Genomic DNA, 22,302 nt, shown 5'->3' with positions numbered 1-22,302 from the left:
CAAGATGGCACGTATCGATCTCCAGGGTCTTGCCCACGCTTACAAGCCGAACCCGAAAGGCGGGCAGGACTTCGCCCTCAAGCGGCTCGATCACGTTTGGCAGGATGGCGGCGCCTATGCGCTGCTCGGGCCGTCCGGCTGCGGCAAGACCACGTTGCTCAACATCATCTCCGGTCTGATTACACCGACCGAGGGACGCATCCTCTTCGACGGTGAGGACGTGACGACGCTGCCGACTCAACAGCGCAACATCGCCCAGGTTTTTCAGTTTCCCGTCATATACGACACCATGACGGTCTATGAGAATCTGGCCTTCCCCTTGAAGAACCGGAAGTTGCCCGAGGCCGAGATCGATGCGCGGGTGCGCGAGATCGCCGAGATGCTGGATTTGAGCCAGTCCCTGACCCGCAAGGCGCGAAGGCTGACAGCCGACGCCAAGCAGAAGATCTCGCTCGGCCGTGGCCTCGTGCGCGCCGATACGTCGGCGATCCTGTTCGACGAACCGCTGACGGTGATCGATCCTCATCTCAAGTGGCTGCTGCGCTCCCAATTGAAGCATCTGCATCGGCGTTTCGATTTCACCATGATCTACGTGACCCACGATCAGACGGAGGCTCTCACCTTCGCCGACAAGGTCGTGGTGATGTACGAGGGCGAAGTGGTGCAGGTCGGCACGCCGGAGGAGCTGTTCGAGCGGCCGGCTCATACGTTCGTCGGCTACTTCATCGGCTCGCCGGGCATGAACATTCTGCCGGCTGAGATAGAGGGCGATCGCGCCCGCATCGCAGGCCATGAAATTGCATTGGCCGGCCGCTTCGCGCGCCCGGCCGTCGCGGCCAAGCTCGAGATTGGGATCCGTCCGGAGTTTCTGCGGATCGCGCGCGCCGGCGAACCAGGCGGCGTACCCGCCTCCCTGCAGTCGGTGGAGGATGTCGGCCGCTACCGGATTGCGCGCGCGCGTCTGGGCGACCGTGAGGTCGCGGTGATGTGCGGTGAGCAGGATGAGATCCCGGCCGACGGTCTGCATATCGTCTTCGATCCTCAGCGGGTCAACGTCTACGCGGACGGCCACCGCGTCGAGGGGGAGGTCTGAGCGGCGCCATGGAGAAGACGCAGAACAACAAGGCCTGGCTTTTCGTCCTACCGGTGCTGGTGCTGGTCGCCTTCTCGGCCGTCATTCCGCTGATGACCGTGGTCAACTACTCGTTCCAGGACACCTTCGGGAACAACGTCTTCTTCTGGGCTGGCCTGGAATGGTATGTGCAGGTTCTGGAATCCGAGCGCTTTCATGCCGCGCTCTGGCGGCAGTTCCTCTTCACCGGCACGATTCTCGCGATTCAGATCCCGCTGGGGATCGCCGTGGCGCTGGCCATGCCGCGCAAGGGCTGGGGCGTACCGGTCTGCTTGGTGCTGATGGCACTGCCGCTGCTGATACCCTGGAACGTGGTCGGTACGATCTGGCAGATCTTCGGACGCGTCGACATCGGCTTGCTCGGTCACACGCTGTTCAATCTGGGGATCGACTACAACTACACCCAGGACCCGCTGGACGCCTGGATCACCGTGGTGGTCATGGATGTCTGGCACTGGACCAGTCTTGTCGTGCTGCTGTGCTACGCCGGCCTGGTGTCGATTCCCGATGCCTACTATCAGGCCGCCAAGATCGACGGAGCCTCGCGCTGGGCCGTGTTCCGCTACATCCAATTGCCGAAGATGCATCGGGTGCTGCTGATCGCCATCCTGTTGCGCTTCATGGACAGCTTTATGATCTATACCGAACCCTTCGTGGTGACCGGAGGCGGTCCGGGCAGCGCGACCAGCTTCCTGTCGATCGACCTGGTGAAGATGGCGATCGGACAGTTCGATCTTGGCCCGGCAGCCGCCATGTCGATCATCTATTTCCTGATTATCCTGGCGCTGTCCTACGTCTTCTACACCGTCATGACCAACATAGATCGGGAGCGGTAGGACGGATGGCCGAAACCACGTCTCCAGCCGCCGCGCGGCGAGCCACGGGCACGTCAGTCAACGCCGGCGCCCGTTTCGCCGCGCTGCCTCAGCGCCGCATGATCCCGCTCAGCTGGCTGGTGCCGACGCTTTACATCGTCTTCCTGCTGCTGCCGATCTACTGGCTGTTCAACATGTCGCTCCAGACGAACGCGGAGATTCTCTCTTCCTTCACCTTGTGGCCGCAGGAGCCGACGCTCGAGAACTATATAGAGATCTTCACCAATCCCGCCTGGTACACGGGCTATATCAACTCTATCACCTACGTGGTGATGAACACGGCCATTTCGGTCGCGGTGGCGTTGCCGGCGGCCTACGCCTTCTCGCGCTATCGCTTCCTCGGCGACAAACATCTCTTCTTCTGGCTCTTGACCAACCGCATGGCGCCGCCCGCGGTCTTTGCCCTGCCGTTCTTCCAGCTCTACTCCTCGGTCGGCCTGTTCGATACTCACATCGCGGTGGCGCTGGCTCACTGTCTCTTCAACGTGCCTCTGGCGGTCTGGATTCTCGAAGGCTTCATGTCGAGTGTCCCAAAAGAGATCGATGAGACGGCCTATATCGACGGCTACTCCTTTCCAAAGTTTTTCGTGAAGATCTTCATGCCGCTGATCGCCAGCGGGATCGGCGTCGCAGCCTTCTTCTGCTTCATGTTTTCCTGGGTCGAACTTCTGCTGAGCCGCACCTTGACTTCGGTCGACGCCAAGCCGATCGCCGCGACCATGACTCGAACCGTCAGTGCCGCCGGTATGGACTGGGGTGTGCTCGCCGCGGCGGGCATCCTCACCATCGTGCCCGGTGCGCTCGTCATCTACTTCGTACGCAACTACATCGCCAAAGGTTTCGCCCTGGGGCGGGTCTAGGCGAACGACAAGGGGGCTGCGCCGATGGATCTCTCCTGGATGGCCTGGACCTGGCCAACGGCAATTTTCTTCGTGACGATCGCTCTGCTGTTGCTCGGCATGGGCGCCTGGGAGTGCGTGCGGCCGGGTGGCGGTCCGCGCGTCGGCGTCCTGGGTTTCGAGACGACGCGCGGCGACCGGTTGTTCATCAGTCTACTCGGCTCGGCCGTCATCTCGCTGGCATGGCTGGGACTTTTCGGCCCACCCGTCTGGGGTGCGCTGATCGTTTGCCTGATCTACGCGGGGGCAGTCTTCCGCTTCGCCTGATCGGGTCCGGAACCTTTCCGTAGGCGCTGGGGCCACGGAGGGAATGCAAAGAAGCGTTCAACTTGGGAGGAACAGTGATGAGACGACATCTGACCACGGCGGCTGCCGCGGCGGCGCTGATGGCGCTGGCCACGCCCGGCCATGCCGATATGGAGGCGGCACGCGCCTTTCTCGATGCCGAGATCGGCGATCTCTCCACTCTGTCGCGGGCGGAACAGGAAGCGGAGATGCAGTGGTTCATCGACGCTGCATCCCCCTTCCGCGGGATGGAGATCAGCGTGGTGTCCGAAACCATTACCACGCACAAGTACGAGGCCGAGGTTCTGGCTCCGGCTTTCAGCGCTATTACCGGGATCCGGGTCACCCATGACCTGATTGGTGAAGGCGATGTGATCGAGCGGCTGCAGACGCAGATGCAGACCGGCGAAAACATCTACGACATGTACGTCAACGATTCCGACTTGATCGGAACGCACTGGCGCTACCAGCAGGTTCGCAACCTGACCGACTGGATGATGGAAGACGGCGCCGAGGTGACGAACCCAGACCTCGACATCGAGGATTTCGTCGGAATCAGCTTCACCACCGCCCCGGACGGGAAGATCTACCAACTGCCGATCCAGCAGTTCGCGAACCTTTACTGGTTCCGCTACGACTGGTTCACCGATCCCGAGATCATGGCCGATTTCCGTGAGCAGTACGGCTACGAACTGGGCGTGCCGGTCAATTGGTCGGCCTACGAGGATATCGCCGAGTTCTTCACCGGTCGCGAGATCGAAGGGGAGGAAGTCTACGGCCACATGGATTACGGCCGGCGCGACCCGTCCCTGGGCTGGCGCTTCACCGACGCCTGGCTCTCGATGGCCGGAGCCGGGGACCAGGGCATTCCCAACGGCCTGCCGGTTGACGAGTGGGGTCTGCGCGTCGACGAGCAGTCGCGCCCGGTCGGTTCCTGTGTCGAGCGCGGCGGTGCGACAAACGGCCCGGCGGCGGTCTATTCCGTCGATAAGTACGTCGAGTGGCTGCGTAACTTCGCACCGCCCGAAGCGGCAGGCATGACCTTCTCCGAAGCGGGACCGGTTCCGGCCCAGGGCAACGTCGCTCAACAGATCTTCTGGTACACCGCCTTCACGGCCGACATGGTCGCCGAGGGTTTGCCGGTGGTGAACGAGGACGGCACGCCGCGCTGGCGCATGGCTCCTTCTCCGCGGGGCGCCTACTGGGAAGACGGCATGAAGCTGGGCTATCAGGACGCCGGCTCCATCACCCTGCTGCAGTCGACCCCGGTCGACCGGGCCCAGGCCGCCTGGCTTTACGCCCAGTTCATCGCTGCGAAGACCGTCGATGTGAAGAAGTCGCACGTCGGACTGACCTTCGTGCGTGAATCGACCATCAGGCACGAGAGCTTCACCGAGCGTGCTCCGAGGCTCGGCGGTCTGGTCGAGTTCTATCGTTCGCCGGCGCGCGTGCAGTGGACTCCGACCGGTACCAATGTGCCTGACTATCCGCGTTTGGCGCAGCTCTGGTGGCAGTCCATCGGCGATGCTTCTTCCGGTTCCGCCACGGCGCAGGAAGCCATGGATCGGCTTTGTGCCGAACAGGAGCGGGTGCTGGAGCGCCTAGAGCGCTCCGGGGTCTTGGGCGATCTCGGTCCGCGGATGAACGAGCCGCGCGACCCCGAGGAGTGGTTCGCCGAAGCCGGTGCGCCCAAGCCGCAGCTCGAGAACGAAGATCCCGAGCCGATCACCATCAACTACGACGAACTGGTCAAGTCCTGGCAGGACGCCAGCAGTCAGTAGCGTCTTTTAGCCTTTTTCGCAGCGGGTCCGGCAGACCGTTGCGGCAATGACCTGGGGCCGGGCGGCAGTGCCGCTCGGCCCCTTTTTCTGTCGCCGCTCCGATTTGCAGTCTCCTGCTCAGCCCTCTTGCGGCCGCGCCTCTCCGGAGCCTTGGTCGCCTTGGCTGCGGCGGTCGGCCATGAACTGATCGAATTCCGCCTTGTCGCGCGCATGACGCAGGCGTTCGAGGAAGTCTTGGAACTCCTGCTGCTCGTCTTCGAGCCGCCGCAGAGTCTCTTCGCGGTATTCGTCGAAGGCTCTATTGCCGCTCGAACCCTTGCGGCTGTCGAGTCCATACCAGCGGCCGCGGGCCTTGCCGAATTCCCCAAACCCGTTTCGTTTCCAACAGCCCATGCGTCCGCTCCAGATCATATATGCGAGAAGGGCCAATCCGATTGGCCAGAAAAGAATGAAGCCCAGCACCATTACGGCGATCCAAGCGGGCTTCCCGAAGCCGTCGAGCTTCGCTGCGATATCCATGCCGCATGCTCCAGGTAGAGTTAATGTTAATGTTATTGACATTCACATAGATTGGAGGGGCGCGCAAACGTTTCAAGAGATCAGCGCTTCGGTTTTTCCTTTTGCCCGGCTTTTTTCGCTCAGGGCTAAACCCGCGGCGGGTGCCTCAAGAGGCAGCGCTATCGAGACCGAGACCCTGCAAGTAGATCAGCATCGCGGCCTCGAGCAGGTCTTCCGGGGTCATCGGCAGGCTGCGTCGGCTCGTATCGCCGCGCGCGAACAGCGAGGCGATGCCATGCGACGTGGCCCAGACGTGCAGCGCCATCATCAATGCCGGCGGACGGCTCTCCCTGGGCAGGCTGGCACAGAGGGCCTCGGAGGCTGTGCGAACGATGGCGAAGGCATGATCCGACGCCTTGCGCAACTCGGGATGCTCGGCGGTCGAAATGCCGGCTTCGAACATCGCCGAGTAGTAAGCGGGCTCCGTGCGCGCAAAAGCCAGGTAAGCCTTGCCCAGATTGCTGAAGGCCGTGCGCACGTCGGGTCGCCCGTCGTTCCAGGCAGTCGCGAGAAAGGCTTCGAAGCGTTCGAAGCCCTGATGTGCGACATCCGCGAGCAAGGCGTCCCGGTCGCGAAAATGACGGTAGGGAGCGGCCGGGCTGACGCCGGCGGAGCGGGCCGCTTCGGCGAAGGTAAAGCCGGCCGGCCCTTTGGACGCGATCAAGCCGAGCGCCGCCTGAACCAGCGCTTCCCGCAGGTTGCCGTGGTGATAGCTCCGACGTGGCATGCGCCCTTCCGACTCCGAGCTTGCGATTGTCGCTTCATGTAAAGCGGATTTACATCAGCGGCAACGACAGTCCCGTCCATCCGGCATTGGACCGGATAGGGCGAAAGACGGGAAAATGGGCAGTCCGTGGGCGGTCGCGGTGGCGCGCGCGACTCGGCTGCAACCGACCAAATCGGCTTTGATCCGGCACTGCGTCGGCTGTGAGGCGGGGGATCGTGCCGCTTTTCTGCGCCGACCTGAGGGCCGGGTCGCCCGGAAGCTTTCCCGTATGTCTGCGCGGCGTTATCAGCCTGTGGATCTTTTTTTCGTCTGGAATCAGAGCCTTGTCTGGATTGCAGGTTAATACCTCAAAAATGTTAGTTCCATCGGCGGGCGCTGCAGCTTATGAGGTATGTCGATGTTTTTATTGGTAAGCTTTAGTGCTTTCGTAAGATAACTTTATGTCGGGGAGTTTCGGTCCGGCGCATGAAGCGCAGGGATGCGGGTCACTGAATGGGGATAGGCTGATGGTACGGATGACCGACTACGCGGCCGAGTTGGGCGAACTCGATGCAAGGCTGGCAAATGCGCCTGACGTCCGGACGCGCTTGCGTCGTATGACGGATGCCTTGTTGCGCGCGCATCCGGATCTGGCGGCGGATGAAGCGATTTACCTCGTCCACTGGTGGGCTGGTGAGCGCAACGATCTGCGTGTTGCGAGCTAAAACCGTTCGCTTTTGACTCGTTTTTGAGCGGTCTTGCGAGCGTCAGGAAGCTTGCGCCATGGCGACACTGTCTTTGGTCGCGAGATAGACGATCACCGTGAGGGGATCGGCTGGTAGCTGTTCGCTCCGGGTCCCTCCGAGATGTGCGCCAGCCAGCCATTCGGAAATTGCGCCGTCGGCGAAGCCGAGCCAACGGTGTGCATGCTCGGCGCGCAGCCGTTCTTCCTTGTGAGGAGCGAAATCCACGATCAGCAGGCGACCGCCTGGCCGTAGGACGCGGGCGGCTTCCGAGATAGCCCGGGCCGGGTCGGCGGCGTAGTGAAGTACCATGTGCAGGGTTGCCAGATCGAAGGCGTTGCTCGGCAGCGGCAGCTGTGCCATGTCCCCGTGCCGAACTTCGACGTTGCGCAGTCCTTGGCGTTCCAGGTTGGCACGAGCGACCGACAGCATCTCGCGACTGGTGTCGATACCGATCCCGCGCTCGGCGCGTTCGGCCAAGAGCCCGAGGATGCGACCGGTCCCGGTTCCGATGTCCACGATCTCGCCTAGGGGGCCGGCTGGGAGTTGCCTCTGCAACGCCGCCTCGACCTTGGCCTCGTCGATGTAGAGTCGACGAATTGAATCCCATTCGCCAGCGGCCCGGCGGAAGTAAGCCTGTGCCTGCGCCGCCCGCTGACTTTGCACCTCAGCCAGCCGCGCGAGGTCGAGCGCGATCTGCGTGTCCGCCGGATCGAGCCGCGCGATCAGGTCGCCGGCCAGGGTGCGCCGGAGTTGCTGTGGCGGTAGGTGATAGAGAGCCCAGTTTCCGTCGCGTTGGCGACTGATCAAGCCGGCTTCGACGAGAATCTTGAGATGGCGGGAGATGCCCGGTTGGGACTGCCCGACGATCGAACAGAGCTCGGTGACGTTGAGTTGAGCGCGGGCCAGCAGGTTTGCGATGCGCAGACGGGTCGAGTCCGCCAGCGCCCGCGCTTCGCGCATCATGCCTTCGAGATTGAGGGTCTCGTTCACCGCTCTACACTGCCCTTGGCTCCCGGATTGCGTACAATCTAAGGCAAGCGGCGCAGCAAATCAGCATATAAGCATGTTGCGATGCAGCAGAGAGGTCCGGCCTTAGCTGTCGGCCAGGGCTGCCAGGATTCCGGCGGTTTCGCTGTCGAACGCGCCGGTCACCGCGGCAGGACGAAAGCGCCGCTGGAACGCCGTCACCACGGCTTCGAAGTCTTCGTCCAGGAAGCCGTAGCCCAATTCCGTGAACTGTATCTGAGCCACGGCTGGGTCCGGTCTTACCTGATGTGGCGCTGGAACCGGCCGGGCCAGGCCTTCCTTCGCCAACCGGGGCCAATCGAACAGCTCGCCCGGATCGGTCTTGCGCCGCGGCGCGACGTCGGAGTGCCCGATCACGCGGGCAGGGGAAATGCTGTACTTTGCCTTCAGCACGTGAAGAAGCTCGATCAGGGCCGCCATCTGTCGTTCCGGGAAGGGGCGGTAGCCGAACTCGTGGCCGGGATTGACAAGTTCGATGCCCAGAGAGAGGCCGTTGACATCGGTCTCGCCGGCCCAGGCTGCCAGGCCGGCATGCCAGGCTCTGCGATGTTCGGGGACCAAGCGGAAAACGCGCCCGTCCTCCTCGACAAGGTAGTGGGCGGAGACCTTGGCAGCCGGGTCGCAGAGCCGCTCCAGCGCCGCCTCCCCCGTCTGCATGCCGGTGTAGTGGAGCAGCAGCAAGTCGGGCGGGCAGGGCTCCCCACCACGCTCCGGGCGGGCATCGTGGTTGGGTGAGGGGCGGTCGATCAGCGCGACCATCAAACGCGATCCGCTTCCGGTGCGACGACCTTCGGTCGGCGCAGAATGATGATACCGACACCGACGATCGTCAGCAGCCCGCCAAGGATCAAGCTCAGGTCCAGCGTCTCGCCAAGCACCAGCACCCCGGTCATCACGCCGAACAGCGGCACCAGCAGGGTAAAGGGCATGGCTGTGTTGACTTCGTAGCGGCGCAGCAGCCGGTACCAAAGGCCGTAGCCGATGACCATGACCACAATGGCATTGTAGACGATGCAGCCCCAGGCTAACCAGTCGGCTGCTCGCAAGGCTTCGATCTGGCCGTCCTCCAACAGGAGGGAAGCGGCGAACAGCTGAGGTACCGCGAAAAAGCTCATCCATCCGGCGACGGTCCAGCCGTTCAGGGTACCGAGCTTCTTAACCTGAATGTTGGAGATGGCGAAGATCATGGCGGCCGTGACGACCAGGCCGAGCGACAGGTAGCTTCCCGCCATCCGCGGTTCGCCGGCGATCACGGCGACTCCCGCGAAGGCGGTTGCCATCCCGAGAGCCCGCCGCCAGCCGAGCTTGTCGCCGAATACGAAGGCGGCCAACAAGGCTGCAAAAGGAACCTGCAACTGGATCGCGATGGCTGCTGTCGAGGCGTCGATGCCGTCCAGTCCCGTGAACATCAGCGAGAAGTGCAGAAAGCCGAGGGTTACCGAAACCAGGAAGACGCCGAGGAAGTGACCGCGCGGTATCGCGACGAAGGGCAGCAGCACGGCGGCCACCATGGCGAAGCGCAGGGCCGTCATGAAGATCGGCGGGAAAGTCTCCAGCGCCGTTTTGACGACGGCGAAGTTGAAGCCCCAGATCGCCATGACCAACACGAAGGCCGCCACATCGCGCGGCGCGATGGCAAAGTGGATCATGCCGGGCCCGCCGCCAAGACTTCGCGCTTGTGCTCCAGCTCCAACCACCGTTCTTCAGCGCTGGCCAAGTCCTCGCTTGTCGTCGCCAGCGCATCGCTGGCCTTGCGAAAGCCCTCGGGGTCGCGGCCGTAGAGCTCCGGATCGGCCAGGGCCGTCTGGAGCCGGGCGATTTCGGTTTCCAAGGCCGCGATGCGGGTCGGCAAGCCGTCGAGCTCGCGTTGCTCCTTATAGGAAAGCTTTCCGCCGGCACTGCTTTTCGGTTTGCTTGAGGGTTTAGGCTTGGCGGTTTTGGCCGGTGCCCCTGACCCGATCTGCGCTCCAGGGCGCGCATCCGGCAGACCGCCGGCCTGACGGACGGCGTCGCTGAACCCCCCGGGATATTCTCCGGCGCCGCCGGCGCCATCCAACAGAATCACTGAGGTGCAAAGCCGATCCAGGAAATCCCGGTCGTGGCTGACGAGGATCAGCGTGCCCTGGTAGTCGCTCAGCACCTCCTCGAGCAGGTCGAGCGTGTCCATGTCCAGGTCGTTAGTCGGCTCGTCCAAGACCAGCAGATTGGACGGCCGGGCCAGCAGGCGCGCCAGTAGCAGACGGTTGGCTTCCCCGCCGGAAAGCGCCTTGACCGGTTGTTTGACCTGGCTTTCCTCGAACAGGAAATCGCGCAGGTAAGCGACGACGTGACGTTGCCGCCCGCCGACCATCAGAGAGTCGCCGCCATCGGGCGCCAGCGTCTGCCAGAGCGTCTTCTCGGGGTCGAGGCTCTGACGGCGCTGGTCGAAGATCGCGATCTCCAGGTTGGTACCCAGGCGCAGGCTTCCGCTATCGGGATCGAGACGGCCGAGCAGCAAGTTGATCAGGGTGGTCTTGCCGGCGCCGTTGCGGCCGACCACGCCGATTCGGTCGCCGCGCAGGATGCGGGTCGAGAAATCACGGAGGATCGGACGGACCGTGCCGTCCGGCTGGCTGTAGGCCTTGCCGAGATGCGCGGCTTCGATCACCAGCTTGCCGCTGCTGCCGGCTTGCGCGGCGGCCATCGCCACCTGACCGGTTTGCGCCTTCAACAGGCTGGCGCGGTTCGCGCGCAGATCCTTCAGGCGCGCGAGGCGGCCCATGTTGCGCTTGCGGCGGGCGGTCACGCCGCGATGGAGCCAATGCTCCTCACGCTCGATGCTCTTGCCCAGACGGGCCAGATCCCGGGCCTCCGCCTCGCGGATCTCGTCGGCCCAGGCTTCGAAGGCCGCGAAACCCTTGTCCAGCCGATGTGCCTTGCCGCGGTCCAGCCAAAGCGTGCGATTGGAGAGGTTCGCCAGGAAGGTGCGGTCGTGGCTGATGACCAGCAGTGCGCCGCGAAAACGAGCCAACTCACCTTCCAGCCAGGCGATCGTCGGCAGGTCGAGATGGTTGGTCGGCTCATCCAGCAGCAGCAGGTCCGGCTCGGTTACCAGAGCGCGGGCCAAAGCTGCCCGCCGGCCTTCGCCGCCCGACAGGGTTCCCAGCCTGGCTGCGCCATCCAGAGACAGACGGTCCAACGCCGCCTCGGCAAGCGCGCGGCCGGCCGGATCGTCCTGTGACAAGCCTCCCGCGACGTAGTCGAGAAGACTCTCCTCGGCCGGCAGTGCGGGAGCCTGGGGCAAATAGCCGATGCGCGTGCCCGCCTGCAGGCTGCGCCCGCCGCGGTCCAGCTCGACCAGCCCGGCGAGGACCTTCAGAAGCGTCGACTTACCGCTGCCGTTACGCCCGACCAGCGCTGCGCGCTCGCCCCGCGCCAACGCCAAGTCCAGGCCCTCGAACAAGGGTCGCCCGCCGAATCCCAGGCGGGCACCTTTCAGGGCAATGAGAGGAGGTTGTACGGCCATCGTCCGCAGAGATAGCAACCTGGCCGCATCTTCGGCCAGTCGGCTTTCCGCATGGCGCGGTTGCGCCGGGTTTTTCTAGAGCGAATTGCGATCGTCTGGAATCGCCGAGCGACTCCGGCGATCGCGGTCGATACACTCTCATTAACGGACTCGAGACCAGACCTCACGCAAGCCCCGGACCCACAACGTCGGTCCGACTGATCACTCTCCGGTCTAGAAGCCTCTGGCCTTCCGAATCTTTTCGTAGGCCTGATTGATGGTGGCCAGCTTCTCGTTCGCCAGCTCCACGAACTCGGCGGGCAAGCCCTGGGCAACCAGGCGGTCGGGGTGATTCTCGCGCACCAACTGTCGATAGGCGGCCTTGATCTCGTCCTCGCCGGCCTCGTGCGCGACGCCCAGAATGGTATAGGGATCGCCCTGATCCGGGCCCATGTTGGCTTCGCGGATGCGGTTCCAGGTCGTTTCGGAAAGGCCGAACTCGCGGGAAACCGCCGCGAGATAGCTGACCTCCTCGGTTGAGACCTGTCCGTCGGCTCGGGCAATGTGGAACAGTCCGTCGAGCAGTTCCTCCAGCACGGCCGGATTCTCGCGGAACATGCCGCCCAATTGCCGGGCGTAGGGTTCGAAGCCGCCCGAGTCCTTGCGCGCGCGATTGAAGATCCGGCCCACGTTCTTCATCTCGTCGGCGGGTACTCGGAAGACTTCCTTGAAGGCTGCGACCTCGTCGGGTGTGACACGGCCGTCGGCCTTGGCCATCTTCGCGCCGAGGACGATCACGCCCATCGTGAAGGCGATCGATTTGGTGCCGTCGACTGGTGGCTGCCCCTCGGCCTGTTCGGCTGTCTGGTTTCGCATCACGTCGACGGCATGACCGGCCAACCCGCCGATCAGCGCGCCTAAGGGGCCACCGACCGCGAAACCGGCTCCAGCCCCGATAATCTTACCCCAGATCGACATACTTTGCGGTTCGCTGCCCCGTCTCGCCGAACGCCGTGCGCTTGGGCGTCTCTATGACGTTCCCAGTCGTATCATCCCCCGGCCGACCGGCGAAGGGCAAGCGCTGGAGTTGTCTTCGGGACGTCTTTTCAGTGCCTTGGGTCTCTCTTGCTCCGAGAGGCGAAGCGTGACGCACACTAGGAAATCTTGCCGTGGCAGTGCTTGTACTTCCTGCCGGATCCGCAGGGGCAGGGCGCGTTGCGCTGTACCTTGCCCCAGGTCCCGGGGTCGTTCGGATCCGAGCGGGTCGCGGCCTGTTGCGGGCGCGGCGCTTCAGCCACGTCTGCGGCCCTGCCGCCAGGCGCATTGCCGGCGAGCGCCATCTCCGCTTCGGCACCCGGTGCCGTACCCGCCAGTGCCGGATCTTGCCGTCCCTCGACCATCTTGGTCGAAGGGCGCGGCGGCGTAAGCTGCTCGATGGCCGTTTGCGGACGAATTTCGATACGTGCGAGAAGGGATACCGTCTCCTCGCGAACTTGCGAGAGCATCTCTTCGAACAGTTCGAAGGCTTCGCGTTTGTATTCGTTGAGCGGATCGCGCTGTGCGTAGGCGCGCAGTCCGACGGCCTGACGCAGATGGTCGAGCGACAGCAAGTGGTCTTTCCACTGTTTGTCCAGCACGGTCAGGAGAACGTGCTTCTCCGCAGTACGCATGATCTGCGGTCCCAGGTTGGCGGTCTTGGCCGCCATCTTCTCGTCGACCGTTCTGCTCAGACGTTCCCGGATTTCCTGATCGGCGATACCTTCTTCGGCGGCCCAGTCGTGCACCGGAAGGTCCAGACCGAATAGGCGCAGACCCTCCTCATGCAGCAGGTTGATATCCCACTGCTCGGCGTAGGCTTCCTTGGGGATACAGCGCTTTACCAGGTCGTCGACCACCTGCTGGCGCATTTCCGAGACGGCTTCCTGAACATCCTCGGCGCGCATCAGGTCGCGGCGCTGTTCGAAGACGACCTTGCGCTGGTCGTTCATCACGTTGTCGAACTTGAGCAGGTTCTTGCGAATCTCGAAGTTCCGCGCCTCGACCTTCGACTGCGCTTTTTCCAGTGCCTTGTTCACCCAGGTGTGAGTGATGGCCTCGCCTTCCTCAAGCCCCAGGCGCTTGAGCATCGATTCCATGCGCTCCGAACCGAAGATGCGCATCAGGTCGTCTTCCAGGGACAGAAAGAAGCTGGAGGCGCCGGGATCGCCCTGGCGGCCGGAACGGCCGCGCAGCTGGTTGTCGATACGTCGGCTTTCGTGCCGCTCGGTGGCCAGCACGAACAGTCCACCGCCCTGCTTGACGACCTCGCGATTGGCTTCGACTTCGGCCTCGATCTCCTTGATTTTCTTCTGCCGCTTGGCTTCGTCTTCGATGGGTTCGGCTTCCTGCCGAATCCTCATCTCGACGTTGCCGCCCAGCTGGATGTCGGTGCCGCGGCCCGCCATGTTGGTCGCGATGGTCACCGCGCCGGGCGCGCCGGCCTGGGCGATGATAAAAGCCTCCTGCTCGTGGTAGCGGGCATTCAGGACATTGTGCGGAATGCGCTTCTTCTTCAGCAGGTCGGCCAGATACTCCGACTTCTCGATCGAGACGGTTCCCACCAGCACCGGCTGTTTGCGGGCGCGGCACTCCTCGATCTGCTTGGAGATTGCCTCGTACTTTTCGCGGGCCGAGCGATAGACCTCGTCGTCGTTGTCCAGCCGTGCGACGGCCCTGTTGGTCGGGATCTCGATCACCTCGAGGTCATAGATTTCGCGGAACTCGTCGGCCTCGGTCATGGCCGTGCCGGTCATGCCGGCCAGCTTGGGATAGGCCCGGAACAGATTCTGGAAGGTGATGGAGGCCAGCGTCTGGTTCTCCATCTGAACCGTGACACCTTCCTTGGCCTCCAGGGCTTGGTGAAGACCGTCGGAGTAGCGTCGGCCCTCCATCATGCGGCCGGTGAATTCATCGATGATCACGACTTTGTCGTTCTTGACGATGTAGTCGGTATCGCGGCTGAAGAGCTTGTGCGCGCGCAGCGCCTGATTGACGTGGTGCAGCAAGCCGATGTTGTGAACATCGTAGAGCGAGCCGCTTTCCATCATCCCGAGCTCGGTCAGAATCTCCTCGACTCGCTCGGTCCCGCTGTCCGTCAGCGTCACGGAGCGCGCCTTCTCATCCTTTTCCCAGTGCTCTTCCTCAAGTCGCGGTACGACTTTGTCGGTCGCCCGGTAGAGCTCGCTCGAGTCCTCGGCCGGGCCGGAGATGATCAGCGGCGTGCGCGCCTCGTCGATCAGAATGGAGTCGACTTCGTCGACGATGGCGAAATTGAAGTCGCGCTGGACCATGTCCTCCAGCCTGAACTTCATGTTGTCGCGCAGGTAGTCGAAGCCGAATTCGTTGTTGGTGCCGTAGGTTACGTCGGCCGCGTAGGCGGCGCGGCGTTCCACGTCGGTCAGGCCATGCACGATGCAGCCGACGTCGAGGCCAAGGAAACGATAGATCGCTCCCATCCACTGGCTGTCGCGTTGAGCTAGGTAGTCGTTGACCGTGACGACATGAACACCCTTGCCGGCCAGCGCATTCAGATAGACCGCCAGAGTGGCGACCAGGGTCTTGCCCTCGCCGGTTTTCATCTCGGCGATGTCACCCTGGTGCAACACCATGCCGCCGATCAGCTGCACATCGAAATGACGCTGACCGAGGGTACGCTTGGCAGCCTCGCGCACGGCCGCGAAGGCTTCGCTCAGCAGGGCATCCAGGCTTTCGCCCTTTTCCAGACGCGAGCGAAACTCGACGGTTTTGGCGGCGAGCTGTTCGTCGTTGAGTCCCTCGTACTCGGGCTCGAGCGCGTTGATCCGCTCGACCTCTTTCCGCAAAGACTTGACGAGGCGGTCGTTGGCGGACCCGAAGAGCCGCTTGGCGAACGATTGGAGCATTCGGTCGGGGGTCCTTGATTACGCGCAACAAACGGGCCGCCGGTCCGGCAAGGCGCGCGTGAAAAGGCCCTGGCACTGGCGCGGCTGTCCGCTGCTGACAGATATGCGCCACCGCTTGGCCTGTCAACGAAAGGCCCAGGGTAACAGGCGGCGCTGGGCATGCCCCGAGGCCTCGGCGAACGGCCGCACTTGCGCCGCAAAGGCGCTGCTGTATGGTGCCGCACTCCCTTAAAGGGGCCATTTTGCCGGCATTGCCAGACTTGGGCCTCGCTAGGGAGGCTCAATCGACCCGAATCGGGAGTTCCGAATGTCTGTCTTTCGCTGCGTCGCGGTCTCCGCCATTGCCGTGCTTCTCGCCGCTACCGCTCAGCTTGCCCTTACTTCGGCTGCGCAGGCGCAGTCCGGCGACGATGAAAATCAGGTCGTTGCCGTGGTAAACGGCGCCGAGATCCGGGTCTCCGATGTGTTGGAGATGATCGGCCGCTTGCCGCAGAACGTGCAGATGCAGGCCTATTCCAACATGCCCGCGATGATCGAGCGCACCATCGACCTGGAGCTGATTCTCGAGGCGTCGGAGCAGGCGGGGCTCCGTGAGGATCCAGAGGTGGAGCAGCAGGTCGAAGTCATCGCGCGTGACGTGATGCGTCAGACCTACCTCGAACGGCTGGCCGCAGACGCCGTGACCGAGACAGAACTCCAGCAGGCTTACGATACCTACCTGGAAGAAAATCCGCCGGAGGAATTGCGGGCGCGCCACATTCTGGTCGAGAGCGAGACCGAGGCCGAAGAGATCATCGGCCAGCTGGACGGCGGTGCCGATTTTGCTGAATTGGCGCGTGAGAAGTCGACTGGTCCGACCGGCGAGAACGGCGGCGATCTCGGCTACTTCCAGCGCGGGCAGATGGTGGCCCCCTTTGCCGATGCCGCTTTCGGCCTGGAGTCGGGGGCTTATACGCCGGAACCGGTCCAGACTCAGTTCGGCTGGCACGTGATTCTGGTCGAGGACAAGAGAACCAACGAACCCCCGAGCATGGAAGACCTGGAGCCGCAGCTGCGCCAGCAGCTCGAACAGGAGGCGATCCAGGCGCATCTGGCCGAGTTGCGCAGTGGCGCCGAGATCGAGGTGGTCGAGCCGGAGGCGCCGGCCGGGCCCGGCGATACGCCGCCTGCTGAGTAGTCGGCGTCCAAGAGAAGGCCGATGAAGCTGGCCCGATCTCCGCTCGCGCCGGACCGTCTGCCTGAGCTTCCGTCCGTTGCCGGGGTGCGTGGCGTCGCCCAGGCTGCCGGGCTGCGCTATCGGGGGCGGGACGACCTTCTGCTGCTTCACTTTCCGCAAGGCGCCAGCGTCGCCGGCGTGCTGACGCGTTCGAAGACTCCGGGCGCGCCCGTCGAGTGGTGCAAGGCTCATCTCCCGGCGGGACGCGCGACGGCGCTGCTGGTCAACGCCGGCAATGCCAATGCCTTCACAGGGCGTCGCGGCCGGGTCAGTGTCGAGCGCGCCGCCGAAGCGGTTGCCCAAGCCTTGAACTGCCCTCCAGGCGAGGTCTTTCTCGCCTCGACCGGGGTGATCGGCGAGCCCATGCAGGACGACCGTCTGGTCGCGGCCATCGGCACGGCGGCGGCCGATTTGGGCAAGCTGGACTGGGCCAGAGCGGCCGGCGCCATCACGACCACCGACACCTTTCCCAAAGCGGCGACGCGGCGCTGCGAGATCGACGGCCACCCGATCGCTCTGGTCGGGATCGCAAAGGGATCCGGCATGATCGCACCGGACATGGCGACTATGCTGTCTTTCGTCGCGACCGATGCGGGTCTGCGGCCGGACGTCCTGCAGTCTCTGCTGGTTCGCGCGACGGATCGCTCCTTCAACTGCGTCACCGTCGATGGTGACACTTCGACCAGCGATACCGTTCTGCTCTTCGCCACCGGCGCGGCCGGTGCTTGCGACGCGACCGACGCCGACGACCCGCGTCTTGCCGGCTTCGCCGTGGCGCTGGAGGCTCTCATGACCGAGTTGGCCCAGCTCGTCGCCCGGGACGGCGAGGGTGCGCAGAAGTTCATCACTATTTCCCTGCAGGGCGCGACGGACGATGCCGCGGCCCGGCGTATCGGCCTGGCGGTTGCCAATTCGCCTCTGGTCAAGACCGCCATCGCGGGAGAGGACGCCAACTGGGGGCGTATCGTCATGGCTCTGGGCAAGTCGGGCGAGGCGGTCGATCGCGACCGCTTGGCAATCTCCATCGGCGGTATCACCATTGCCCGCGAAGGGGAGCGCGTACCCGACTACGACGAAGCACCCGTCGCCGACCACATGAAGGGCCGGGAAATCGAGATCGGGATCGAGATCGGCCTTGGCGAGGGCGCGGCGCGGGTTTGGACCTGCGATCTCACCCATGGCTACATCGACATCAACGCCGACTATCGGAGCTGAAGGCGATGGAGGCGCAGGAGGACCTGGTCGGCTGCTGGCAGGCGCAGACGCCGCAGTCCGTAGGCAAACCGATCATTCTGGTCGCTGCGGCCGCCTTGGTCGATCCGGATGGCCGGGTGCTGATCGCCCGGCGCCCCCCCGGCAAGTCGATGGCCGGGCTGTGGGAATTCCCCGGCGGCAAGGTCGATCCTGGCGAAACTCCGGAAGCTGCGCTGGTGCGCGAACTCCGGGAAGAATTGGCGATCGAGACGCAAAACTCCTGTCTTGCTCCGGTTGCCTTCGCCAGCCACGGCTACGACGACTTTCATTTGCTTATGCCGCTGTTCGCTTGCCGGGTCTGGAAGGGGCGGCCAGAGGCGCGCGAGGGACAGCAGCTTGCCTGGGTCGTCCCGGTACGGCTCGCGGATTACCCGATGCCGCCTGCCGATCTACCGCTGATTCCGCTGTTGCGCGACCTCTTGTGAGACTGTTTTCGTGTTATCGCTTTAAGTGAAAAATATTTAACTTTATGCAGCTATCGGTCGCTTGCTCGCATAGGACGAGCGCGCAAGGCTAACGCTATCTCGGATAGCAGAGGGCGGTAGGCGTGCATGCAACGGTACCGCGATGAAACGCGCACAGAGCCACGAACCGACAGCACGTTGGTCAGCCGTAACGTGACGGTGCGCGGTCGGCGCACTTCGCTGCGGCTTGAGCCGGCGATGTGGGACGCCTTCGCGGAGGTTTGCAACCGCGAGACGATGACCCCGTCTGTCCTCTGCAGCGAAATCGATCGCACGCGCCGTCCCGAGGGCTCTCTGACCGCCGCGGTTCGCGTCTTCCTGCTTGCCTACTTTCGGGAAGCTGCCACCGAACAGGGACATCGCGAGGCCAGCCATGCCTCCTCGTCCTTCTAGTCGGCCGCCTCCCAGTTGGCCGCATCGTTGACTGTCTGCACGCCGAAGCGGCTAAGATCCTGCTTTGGTTCCGGGATTTGCCTTGTCGCCGGCCGGTTTTTCGACGGTGTTCAAGGCCTCTGCCAGACGTGTCTTGGCGCTTCCCGGGCGCAGCGGCTGCTGCTGGGTCTCATGCGGTGCCCAGGCGGTCAGATAGAGAACCTGGAACGTGATCGGGATACGGCCGTCCGGCCGAGCGAAGCGTTCAGCGTAGACCTCCGCCATGCGAGCAAAGAGCGCTCGACTCGCAAGACCACGCCGCCGCTCGCGAACGGCATTGGTTTCGGCCATGCCGCGCAGTTCGCGCAGCAAGGAGAAAGGGTCGGCATAGGTCACCGTGATCTCGTCCTGATCGACCACCGGCAAAGCGAAGCCGGCGCGCTGCAGCAAGCCGCCGCAATCACGCACTTCGGCAAAGGGGCTGATCCGCGGCGAGAGGCCGCCGGTCAGCTCCAGTTCCGCCTCCATCAGCGCAACCCGCAACTCGTGCAGGCTCTCTCCACCCAGCAAGGCGCCGAGAAAGAGACCGTCCGGCTTGAGGCAGCGATTGAGCTGAAGCAAGCTGCCGGGCAGATCGTTGACCCAGTGCAGATTCAGAACCGAAAGCGCCAAGTCGAAGCTTCGCGGCGCAAAGGGCAAGGCTTCCTCGTCGGCTGCCAGGGCCGGCCAGCCAGCGGTCGACGCGCGTCGCGCCATCGCCGGTGCGACGTCGCATTGCACCAGCCGCTCCACCTTGCCGATACTGGGCAGAAGTTCCGCCAAGGTGCCACCGTGACAACCGAGATCCAGCGCGGAGGCGAAGTCACGGTTGACGTCGCGCAGCCGGTCGAGCAGCCGCGTGGCGACTTCACGCTTCAGGAAGTCATGGTCTGGCCAGCGCGCCGCACTGCGTTCGCGGTGGGCCCGCACCGCCGCCCGGTCGAAGACCTGCATCGTGTCTGTCATGGAACCGGATATGGCTCAGGATGTGCCGGAGGCCAAGCGTGAAAGGCGGGGAGCGCTTGTCCCGGCTGGTGCAGGCGGCGGCGATCCCTGCGAAGGCCTTGGGCCGGCTGGTATTGGATGCCCTGCTGCCGCCACGCTGCCTGGTCACCAACGAAGCGGTCGACCGGCCCGGTCAACTGAGCCCTGCGGCTTGGCGGGCAGTAGATTTCATCGCGCCGCCGCTCTGTGCTAGTTGCGGATTGCCTTTCGAAGTTGACCCGGGACCGGATGCAGTCTGCGGCGCCTGCGCTCGGAAACAGCCGGCTTACGACCGTGCCCGCGCGGTGATGCGCTACGACGAGGGGTCGCGCTCGTTGGTGCTGCGCTTCAAACATGCGGATCGAACCGAAGCGACACCGGCCTTCGCACGCTGGATGGCGCGGGCCGGGGCGGTACAACTCGAAGCTTGCGATGTGATCGCTCCGGTTCCGCTGCACCGCTGGCGGCTGTTGCGCCGCCGCTACAATCAGGCCGCTCTTCTGGCGCACCAGCTCGGGCGGCTGAGCGGTAAAGCGGTGGTGCCCGATCTGCTGCTGCGCCGGCGCAACACGCCAAGCCAGGGCCGGCTCAGCCGTGGGCAGCGGCGTCTCAACGTGCGCGGTGCCTTCGCGGTCGCACCGCGCCGCTCCGGTCAGGTGGTGGGTGCCAGTATCCTGCTGATCGACGATGTGCTGACCACCGGCGCCACGCTCGAGGCCTGTGCCCGTGCCCTCAAGCGGGCCGGCGCGGCGCGTGTCGAGGTGCTGACCTTGGCGCGGGCGGTGCGCCCGCAACAGGGGTGATTCACCTCACAAGGCCGGTGAAATTCACCTTTGACCCACAGCGCCCTGACAATTGCCGTCGATTACCCATATCATGGTGCTTCCGGGAATTTTGGAGGTCCCATGGCGAAAATCGAGGTCTACTCCAATCTCTTCTGCCCCTTCTGCTATCGGGCCAAGAAGCTGCTGAAGCAGAAGGAGCAGCAGTTCAACGAGATCGACGTGCTGACTCATCCCAAGCGTAAGGCCGAGATGGTCGAGCGCGCCGGCGGGCGTACCTCCGTGCCGCAGATCTTTATCGACGGCCATCATGTCGGCGGTTGCGACGAGCTCTATGCTTTGGAGGCCGAGGGTAAGCTCGACCCGCTTCTGCTCGGGCAGGCCACATGACCGCGGTTTTTCGCGCCGCCTGCGTGCAGATGACGTCCGGCCGGGACCTGCACTCGAATATCGCGGATGCCGGTGCGCTGATCGCCCAGGCTGCCGGCGAAGGCGCGAGCTTCGTCGCGACGCCCGAGAATACGACCCAGATCGAGCCGGACAAGGCGCGTGTGCTGGCGGAGGCTCGCCCTGAGGCGAGCCACCCGGCCATCCCCGCCTTCGCCGAGATCGCCGTCAAGCAGGGGATCTGGCTGCTGATCGGTTCGCTGACCGTCAAACTGACCGACAGCCTCTGCGCCAATCGCTCCCTGCTTTTCGCGCCATCGGGCGAGATCGCGGCACGCTACGACAAAATCCATATGTTCGATGTCGATATCCCGGATGGCCAGAGTTACCGGGAGTCGGCGACCTTCCGTCCTGGTGCACAGGCAGTTCTGGCCGATCTGCCCTGGGGCAAGCTGGGTATGACAGTCTGCTACGATCTGCGCTTCGCACGGCTCTACCGCGGATTGGCTCAGGCCGGAGCCGGGGTCCTGACCGTCCCTGCCGCCTTCACCGACTTCACCGGTCGGGCTCACTGGCACGTTTTGTTGCGCGCCCGGGCGATCGAGACCGGCTGCTTCGTGATCGCGCCCGCCCAATGCGGCGAGCACGCAGGCGGGCGCCGTACCTACGGCCACAGCCTGATCGTCGCGCCCTGGGGCGAAGTTCTCGCGGATGGCGGTGACGCACCGGGTGTTGTGACGGCCGAGGTCGACCTGGCCAAGGTGGTCGAGGCGCGCGGCATGGTTCCTTCTCTCGACCACGACCGCGACTTCGCGCTGCCGGATGCGCGACTGCTACGGCAGGCGGGGGAGTAGACAGGCACCGTGGTACGCACGCTTGAGCCTCGTGTCACACCTCTCGAAGCGCCGCAATCCTTTGTATGCAAGCCGGCTTCGGTGCGGTGACCTCCAAGTCTTCGTAGGATAGAACCCGCAGACGGCCTCGGGCGATCCGGAGTAGTTCGCCGGGCTCCAGGAGAAAGTCAGGATTACTCGGCCGGCCGAAGCGCTCGTTGCCGGCCGTGAAGGTTTCGTAGAGGAGCAGACCACCGGGAGAGACGGCCTCGACCAGGGTGGGCAACAGCGGACGGTGAAGATAGTTCGTGACCACAACGGCCGCGAAGTGCCGGCCGGCCAGTGGAAAGGGACGGCCATCTTCCAGATCGATCTCCAGCATCTCCAGGGCCGTCGCCTGCCGAAGATCCGATAGACCCGAAAGGTCCTTGTCGACTGCCGTGACGGCGTGACCGCGTGCCAGAAAAAGACGGACATGCCGGCCGCCACCGCAGGCGAGGTCGAGCACGGGGCCGCCGCGTGGCACGGAGGAAGCGAAGCGGCAGATCCAGGCCGATGG

The 22,302-nt window shown here is 64.1% G+C and carries 23 protein-coding genes; 13 read left to right on the top strand and 10 right to left on the bottom strand.

Annotated elements, in window-relative coordinates:
• The first annotated feature begins 4 nt into the window (after nt 1–4).
• The 5 genes from DBZ32_RS10005 (at nt 5) to DBZ32_RS09985 (ending at nt 4,972) form a co-directional block, all read left to right on the top strand.
• Complete coding sequence (locus DBZ32_RS10005) at nt 5–1,093, top strand: ABC transporter ATP-binding protein (protein ID WP_119166972.1); 1,089 nt, start codon at nt 5–7, stop codon at nt 1,091–1,093.
• A gap of 8 nt (nt 1,094–1,101) precedes the next feature.
• A complete protein-coding gene (locus tag DBZ32_RS10000; protein WP_119166971.1) occupies nt 1,102–1,968 on the top strand; it encodes a carbohydrate ABC transporter permease in 867 nt (288 codons plus the stop codon).
• A 98-nt stretch (nt 1,969–2,066) separates the two neighbouring features.
• Nucleotides 2,067–2,867 carry a carbohydrate ABC transporter permease gene (locus DBZ32_RS09995; protein ID WP_119167041.1) on the top strand — a complete coding sequence of 267 codons (801 nt, stop codon included), beginning with the start codon at nt 2,067–2,069 and terminating at the stop codon, nt 2,865–2,867.
• A gap of 24 nt (nt 2,868–2,891) precedes the next feature.
• Nucleotides 2,892–3,173, top strand: coding sequence for a DUF2160 domain-containing protein (locus DBZ32_RS09990; RefSeq protein WP_119166970.1), 282 nt, complete (start codon nt 2,892–2,894; stop codon nt 3,171–3,173).
• Nucleotides 3,174–3,250: 77 nt separating this feature from the next.
• Nucleotides 3,251–4,972, top strand: a complete 1,722-nt coding sequence (locus DBZ32_RS09985) for an ABC transporter substrate-binding protein (protein WP_119166969.1) — start codon at nt 3,251–3,253, stop codon at nt 4,970–4,972.
• 117 nt (nt 4,973–5,089) lie between these two features.
• Here DBZ32_RS09985 and DBZ32_RS09980 read toward each other — a convergent pair whose 3' ends face one another.
• Together DBZ32_RS09980 and DBZ32_RS09975 are read right to left on the bottom strand one after the other, a co-directional pair.
• Nucleotides 5,090–5,491: a DUF2852 domain-containing protein gene (locus DBZ32_RS09980; RefSeq protein WP_119166968.1), complete on the bottom strand. Its 402-nt coding sequence runs from the start codon at nt 5,489–5,491 to the stop codon at nt 5,090–5,092.
• A 145-nt stretch (nt 5,492–5,636) separates the two neighbouring features.
• A complete protein-coding gene (locus DBZ32_RS09975; RefSeq protein WP_119166967.1) occupies nt 5,637–6,257 on the bottom strand; it encodes a TetR/AcrR family transcriptional regulator in 621 nt (206 codons plus the stop codon).
• 506 nt (nt 6,258–6,763) lie between these two features.
• On the opposite strand from DBZ32_RS09975, the gene DBZ32_RS09970 reads away from it, so the two are divergent.
• On the top strand, nt 6,764–6,961 hold the full coding sequence (locus DBZ32_RS09970; protein ID WP_119166966.1) for a hypothetical protein: 198 nt from the start codon (nt 6,764–6,766) through the stop codon (nt 6,959–6,961).
• Between the two features lie 42 nt (nt 6,962–7,003).
• Here DBZ32_RS09970 and DBZ32_RS09965 read toward each other — a convergent pair whose 3' ends face one another.
• From DBZ32_RS09965 to secA, 6 genes are all read right to left on the bottom strand, one after another.
• Nucleotides 7,004–7,972: an ArsR/SmtB family transcription factor gene (locus DBZ32_RS09965; RefSeq protein ID WP_235830126.1), complete on the bottom strand. Its 969-nt coding sequence runs from the start codon at nt 7,970–7,972 to the stop codon at nt 7,004–7,006.
• Between the two features lie 102 nt (nt 7,973–8,074).
• Nucleotides 8,075–8,767 carry an N-acetylmuramoyl-L-alanine amidase gene (locus DBZ32_RS09960; RefSeq protein WP_119166965.1) on the bottom strand — a complete coding sequence of 231 codons (693 nt, stop codon included), beginning with the start codon at nt 8,765–8,767 and terminating at the stop codon, nt 8,075–8,077.
• Nucleotides 8,767–9,657 (bottom strand): DMT family transporter, encoded by an 891-nt coding sequence (locus DBZ32_RS09955; RefSeq protein ID WP_119166964.1) that lies wholly within the window; start codon nt 9,655–9,657, stop codon nt 8,767–8,769. Before DBZ32_RS09955 ends, DBZ32_RS09960 begins: the two co-directional genes overlap by 1 nt.
• A complete protein-coding gene (locus DBZ32_RS09950; RefSeq protein WP_119166963.1) occupies nt 9,654–11,513 on the bottom strand; it encodes an ATP-binding cassette domain-containing protein in 1,860 nt (619 codons plus the stop codon). The genes DBZ32_RS09955 and DBZ32_RS09950 overlap by 4 nt, the downstream gene beginning before the upstream one ends.
• A 213-nt stretch (nt 11,514–11,726) precedes the next feature.
• The gene (locus DBZ32_RS09945) at nt 11,727–12,470 is read right to left on the bottom strand and encodes a TerB family tellurite resistance protein (protein ID WP_119166962.1); all 744 of its coding nucleotides are present in this window, start codon (nt 12,468–12,470) and stop codon (nt 11,727–11,729) included.
• Between the two features lie 176 nt (nt 12,471–12,646).
• Nucleotides 12,647–15,412, bottom strand: a complete 2,766-nt coding sequence (gene secA, locus DBZ32_RS09940; protein WP_119166961.1) for a preprotein translocase subunit SecA — start codon at nt 15,410–15,412, stop codon at nt 12,647–12,649.
• Nucleotides 15,413–15,719: 307 nt separating this feature from the next.
• Between secA and DBZ32_RS09935 the strand changes: the two genes are divergently transcribed.
• From DBZ32_RS09935 to DBZ32_RS09920, 4 genes are all read left to right on the top strand, one after another.
• On the top strand, nt 15,720–16,589 hold the full coding sequence (locus DBZ32_RS09935; protein ID WP_119166960.1) for a peptidylprolyl isomerase: 870 nt from the start codon (nt 15,720–15,722) through the stop codon (nt 16,587–16,589).
• Between the two features lie 21 nt (nt 16,590–16,610).
• Complete coding sequence (argJ, locus tag DBZ32_RS09930) at nt 16,611–17,843, top strand: bifunctional glutamate N-acetyltransferase/amino-acid acetyltransferase ArgJ (protein ID WP_119166959.1); 1,233 nt, start codon at nt 16,611–16,613, stop codon at nt 17,841–17,843.
• A gap of 5 nt (nt 17,844–17,848) precedes the next feature.
• The gene (mutT, locus tag DBZ32_RS09925; protein WP_119166958.1) at nt 17,849–18,307 is read left to right on the top strand and encodes an 8-oxo-dGTP diphosphatase MutT; all 459 of its coding nucleotides are present in this window, start codon (nt 17,849–17,851) and stop codon (nt 18,305–18,307) included.
• Nucleotides 18,308–18,433: 126 nt separating this feature from the next.
• Nucleotides 18,434–18,739, top strand: a complete 306-nt coding sequence (locus DBZ32_RS09920) for a ribbon-helix-helix domain-containing protein (protein WP_119166957.1) — start codon at nt 18,434–18,436, stop codon at nt 18,737–18,739.
• Nucleotides 18,740–18,790: 51 nt separating this feature from the next.
• Here DBZ32_RS09920 and DBZ32_RS09915 read toward each other — a convergent pair whose 3' ends face one another.
• Nucleotides 18,791–19,723, bottom strand: a complete 933-nt coding sequence (locus DBZ32_RS09915) for a methyltransferase domain-containing protein (RefSeq protein WP_119166956.1) — start codon at nt 19,721–19,723, stop codon at nt 18,791–18,793.
• A gap of 38 nt (nt 19,724–19,761) precedes the next feature.
• Here DBZ32_RS09915 and DBZ32_RS09910 point away from each other — a divergent pair, with 38 nt between their 5' ends.
• The 3 genes from DBZ32_RS09910 to DBZ32_RS09900 all read left to right on the top strand — a co-directional run bounded on the left by DBZ32_RS09910 (nt 19,762) and on the right by DBZ32_RS09900 (nt 21,764).
• A complete protein-coding gene (locus DBZ32_RS09910; protein ID WP_235830125.1) occupies nt 19,762–20,544 on the top strand; it encodes a ComF family protein in 783 nt (260 codons plus the stop codon).
• Between the two features lie 102 nt (nt 20,545–20,646).
• Nucleotides 20,647–20,913 (top strand): glutaredoxin 3, encoded by a 267-nt coding sequence (grxC, locus tag DBZ32_RS09905; protein WP_119166954.1) that lies wholly within the window; start codon nt 20,647–20,649, stop codon nt 20,911–20,913.
• Nucleotides 20,910–21,764, top strand: a complete 855-nt coding sequence (locus DBZ32_RS09900; RefSeq protein ID WP_119166953.1) for a carbon-nitrogen hydrolase family protein — start codon at nt 20,910–20,912, stop codon at nt 21,762–21,764. The genes grxC and DBZ32_RS09900 overlap by 4 nt, the downstream gene beginning before the upstream one ends.
• A 34-nt stretch (nt 21,765–21,798) precedes the next feature.
• On the opposite strand, the gene DBZ32_RS09895 is transcribed toward DBZ32_RS09900, so the two are convergent.
• A complete protein-coding gene (locus tag DBZ32_RS09895; RefSeq protein ID WP_235830124.1) occupies nt 21,799–22,251 on the bottom strand; it encodes a class I SAM-dependent methyltransferase in 453 nt (150 codons plus the stop codon).
• Nucleotides 22,252–22,302: the final 51 nt, after the last annotated feature.

The sequence above is a fragment of the Algihabitans albus genome (assembly GCF_003572205.1).
Lineage (GTDB): Bacteria > Pseudomonadota > Alphaproteobacteria > Kiloniellales > DSM-21159 > Algihabitans > Algihabitans albus.
The sequence above is the reverse complement of the archived record's forward strand: the minus strand, read 5'-3'. Positions and strand labels throughout refer to the sequence as shown.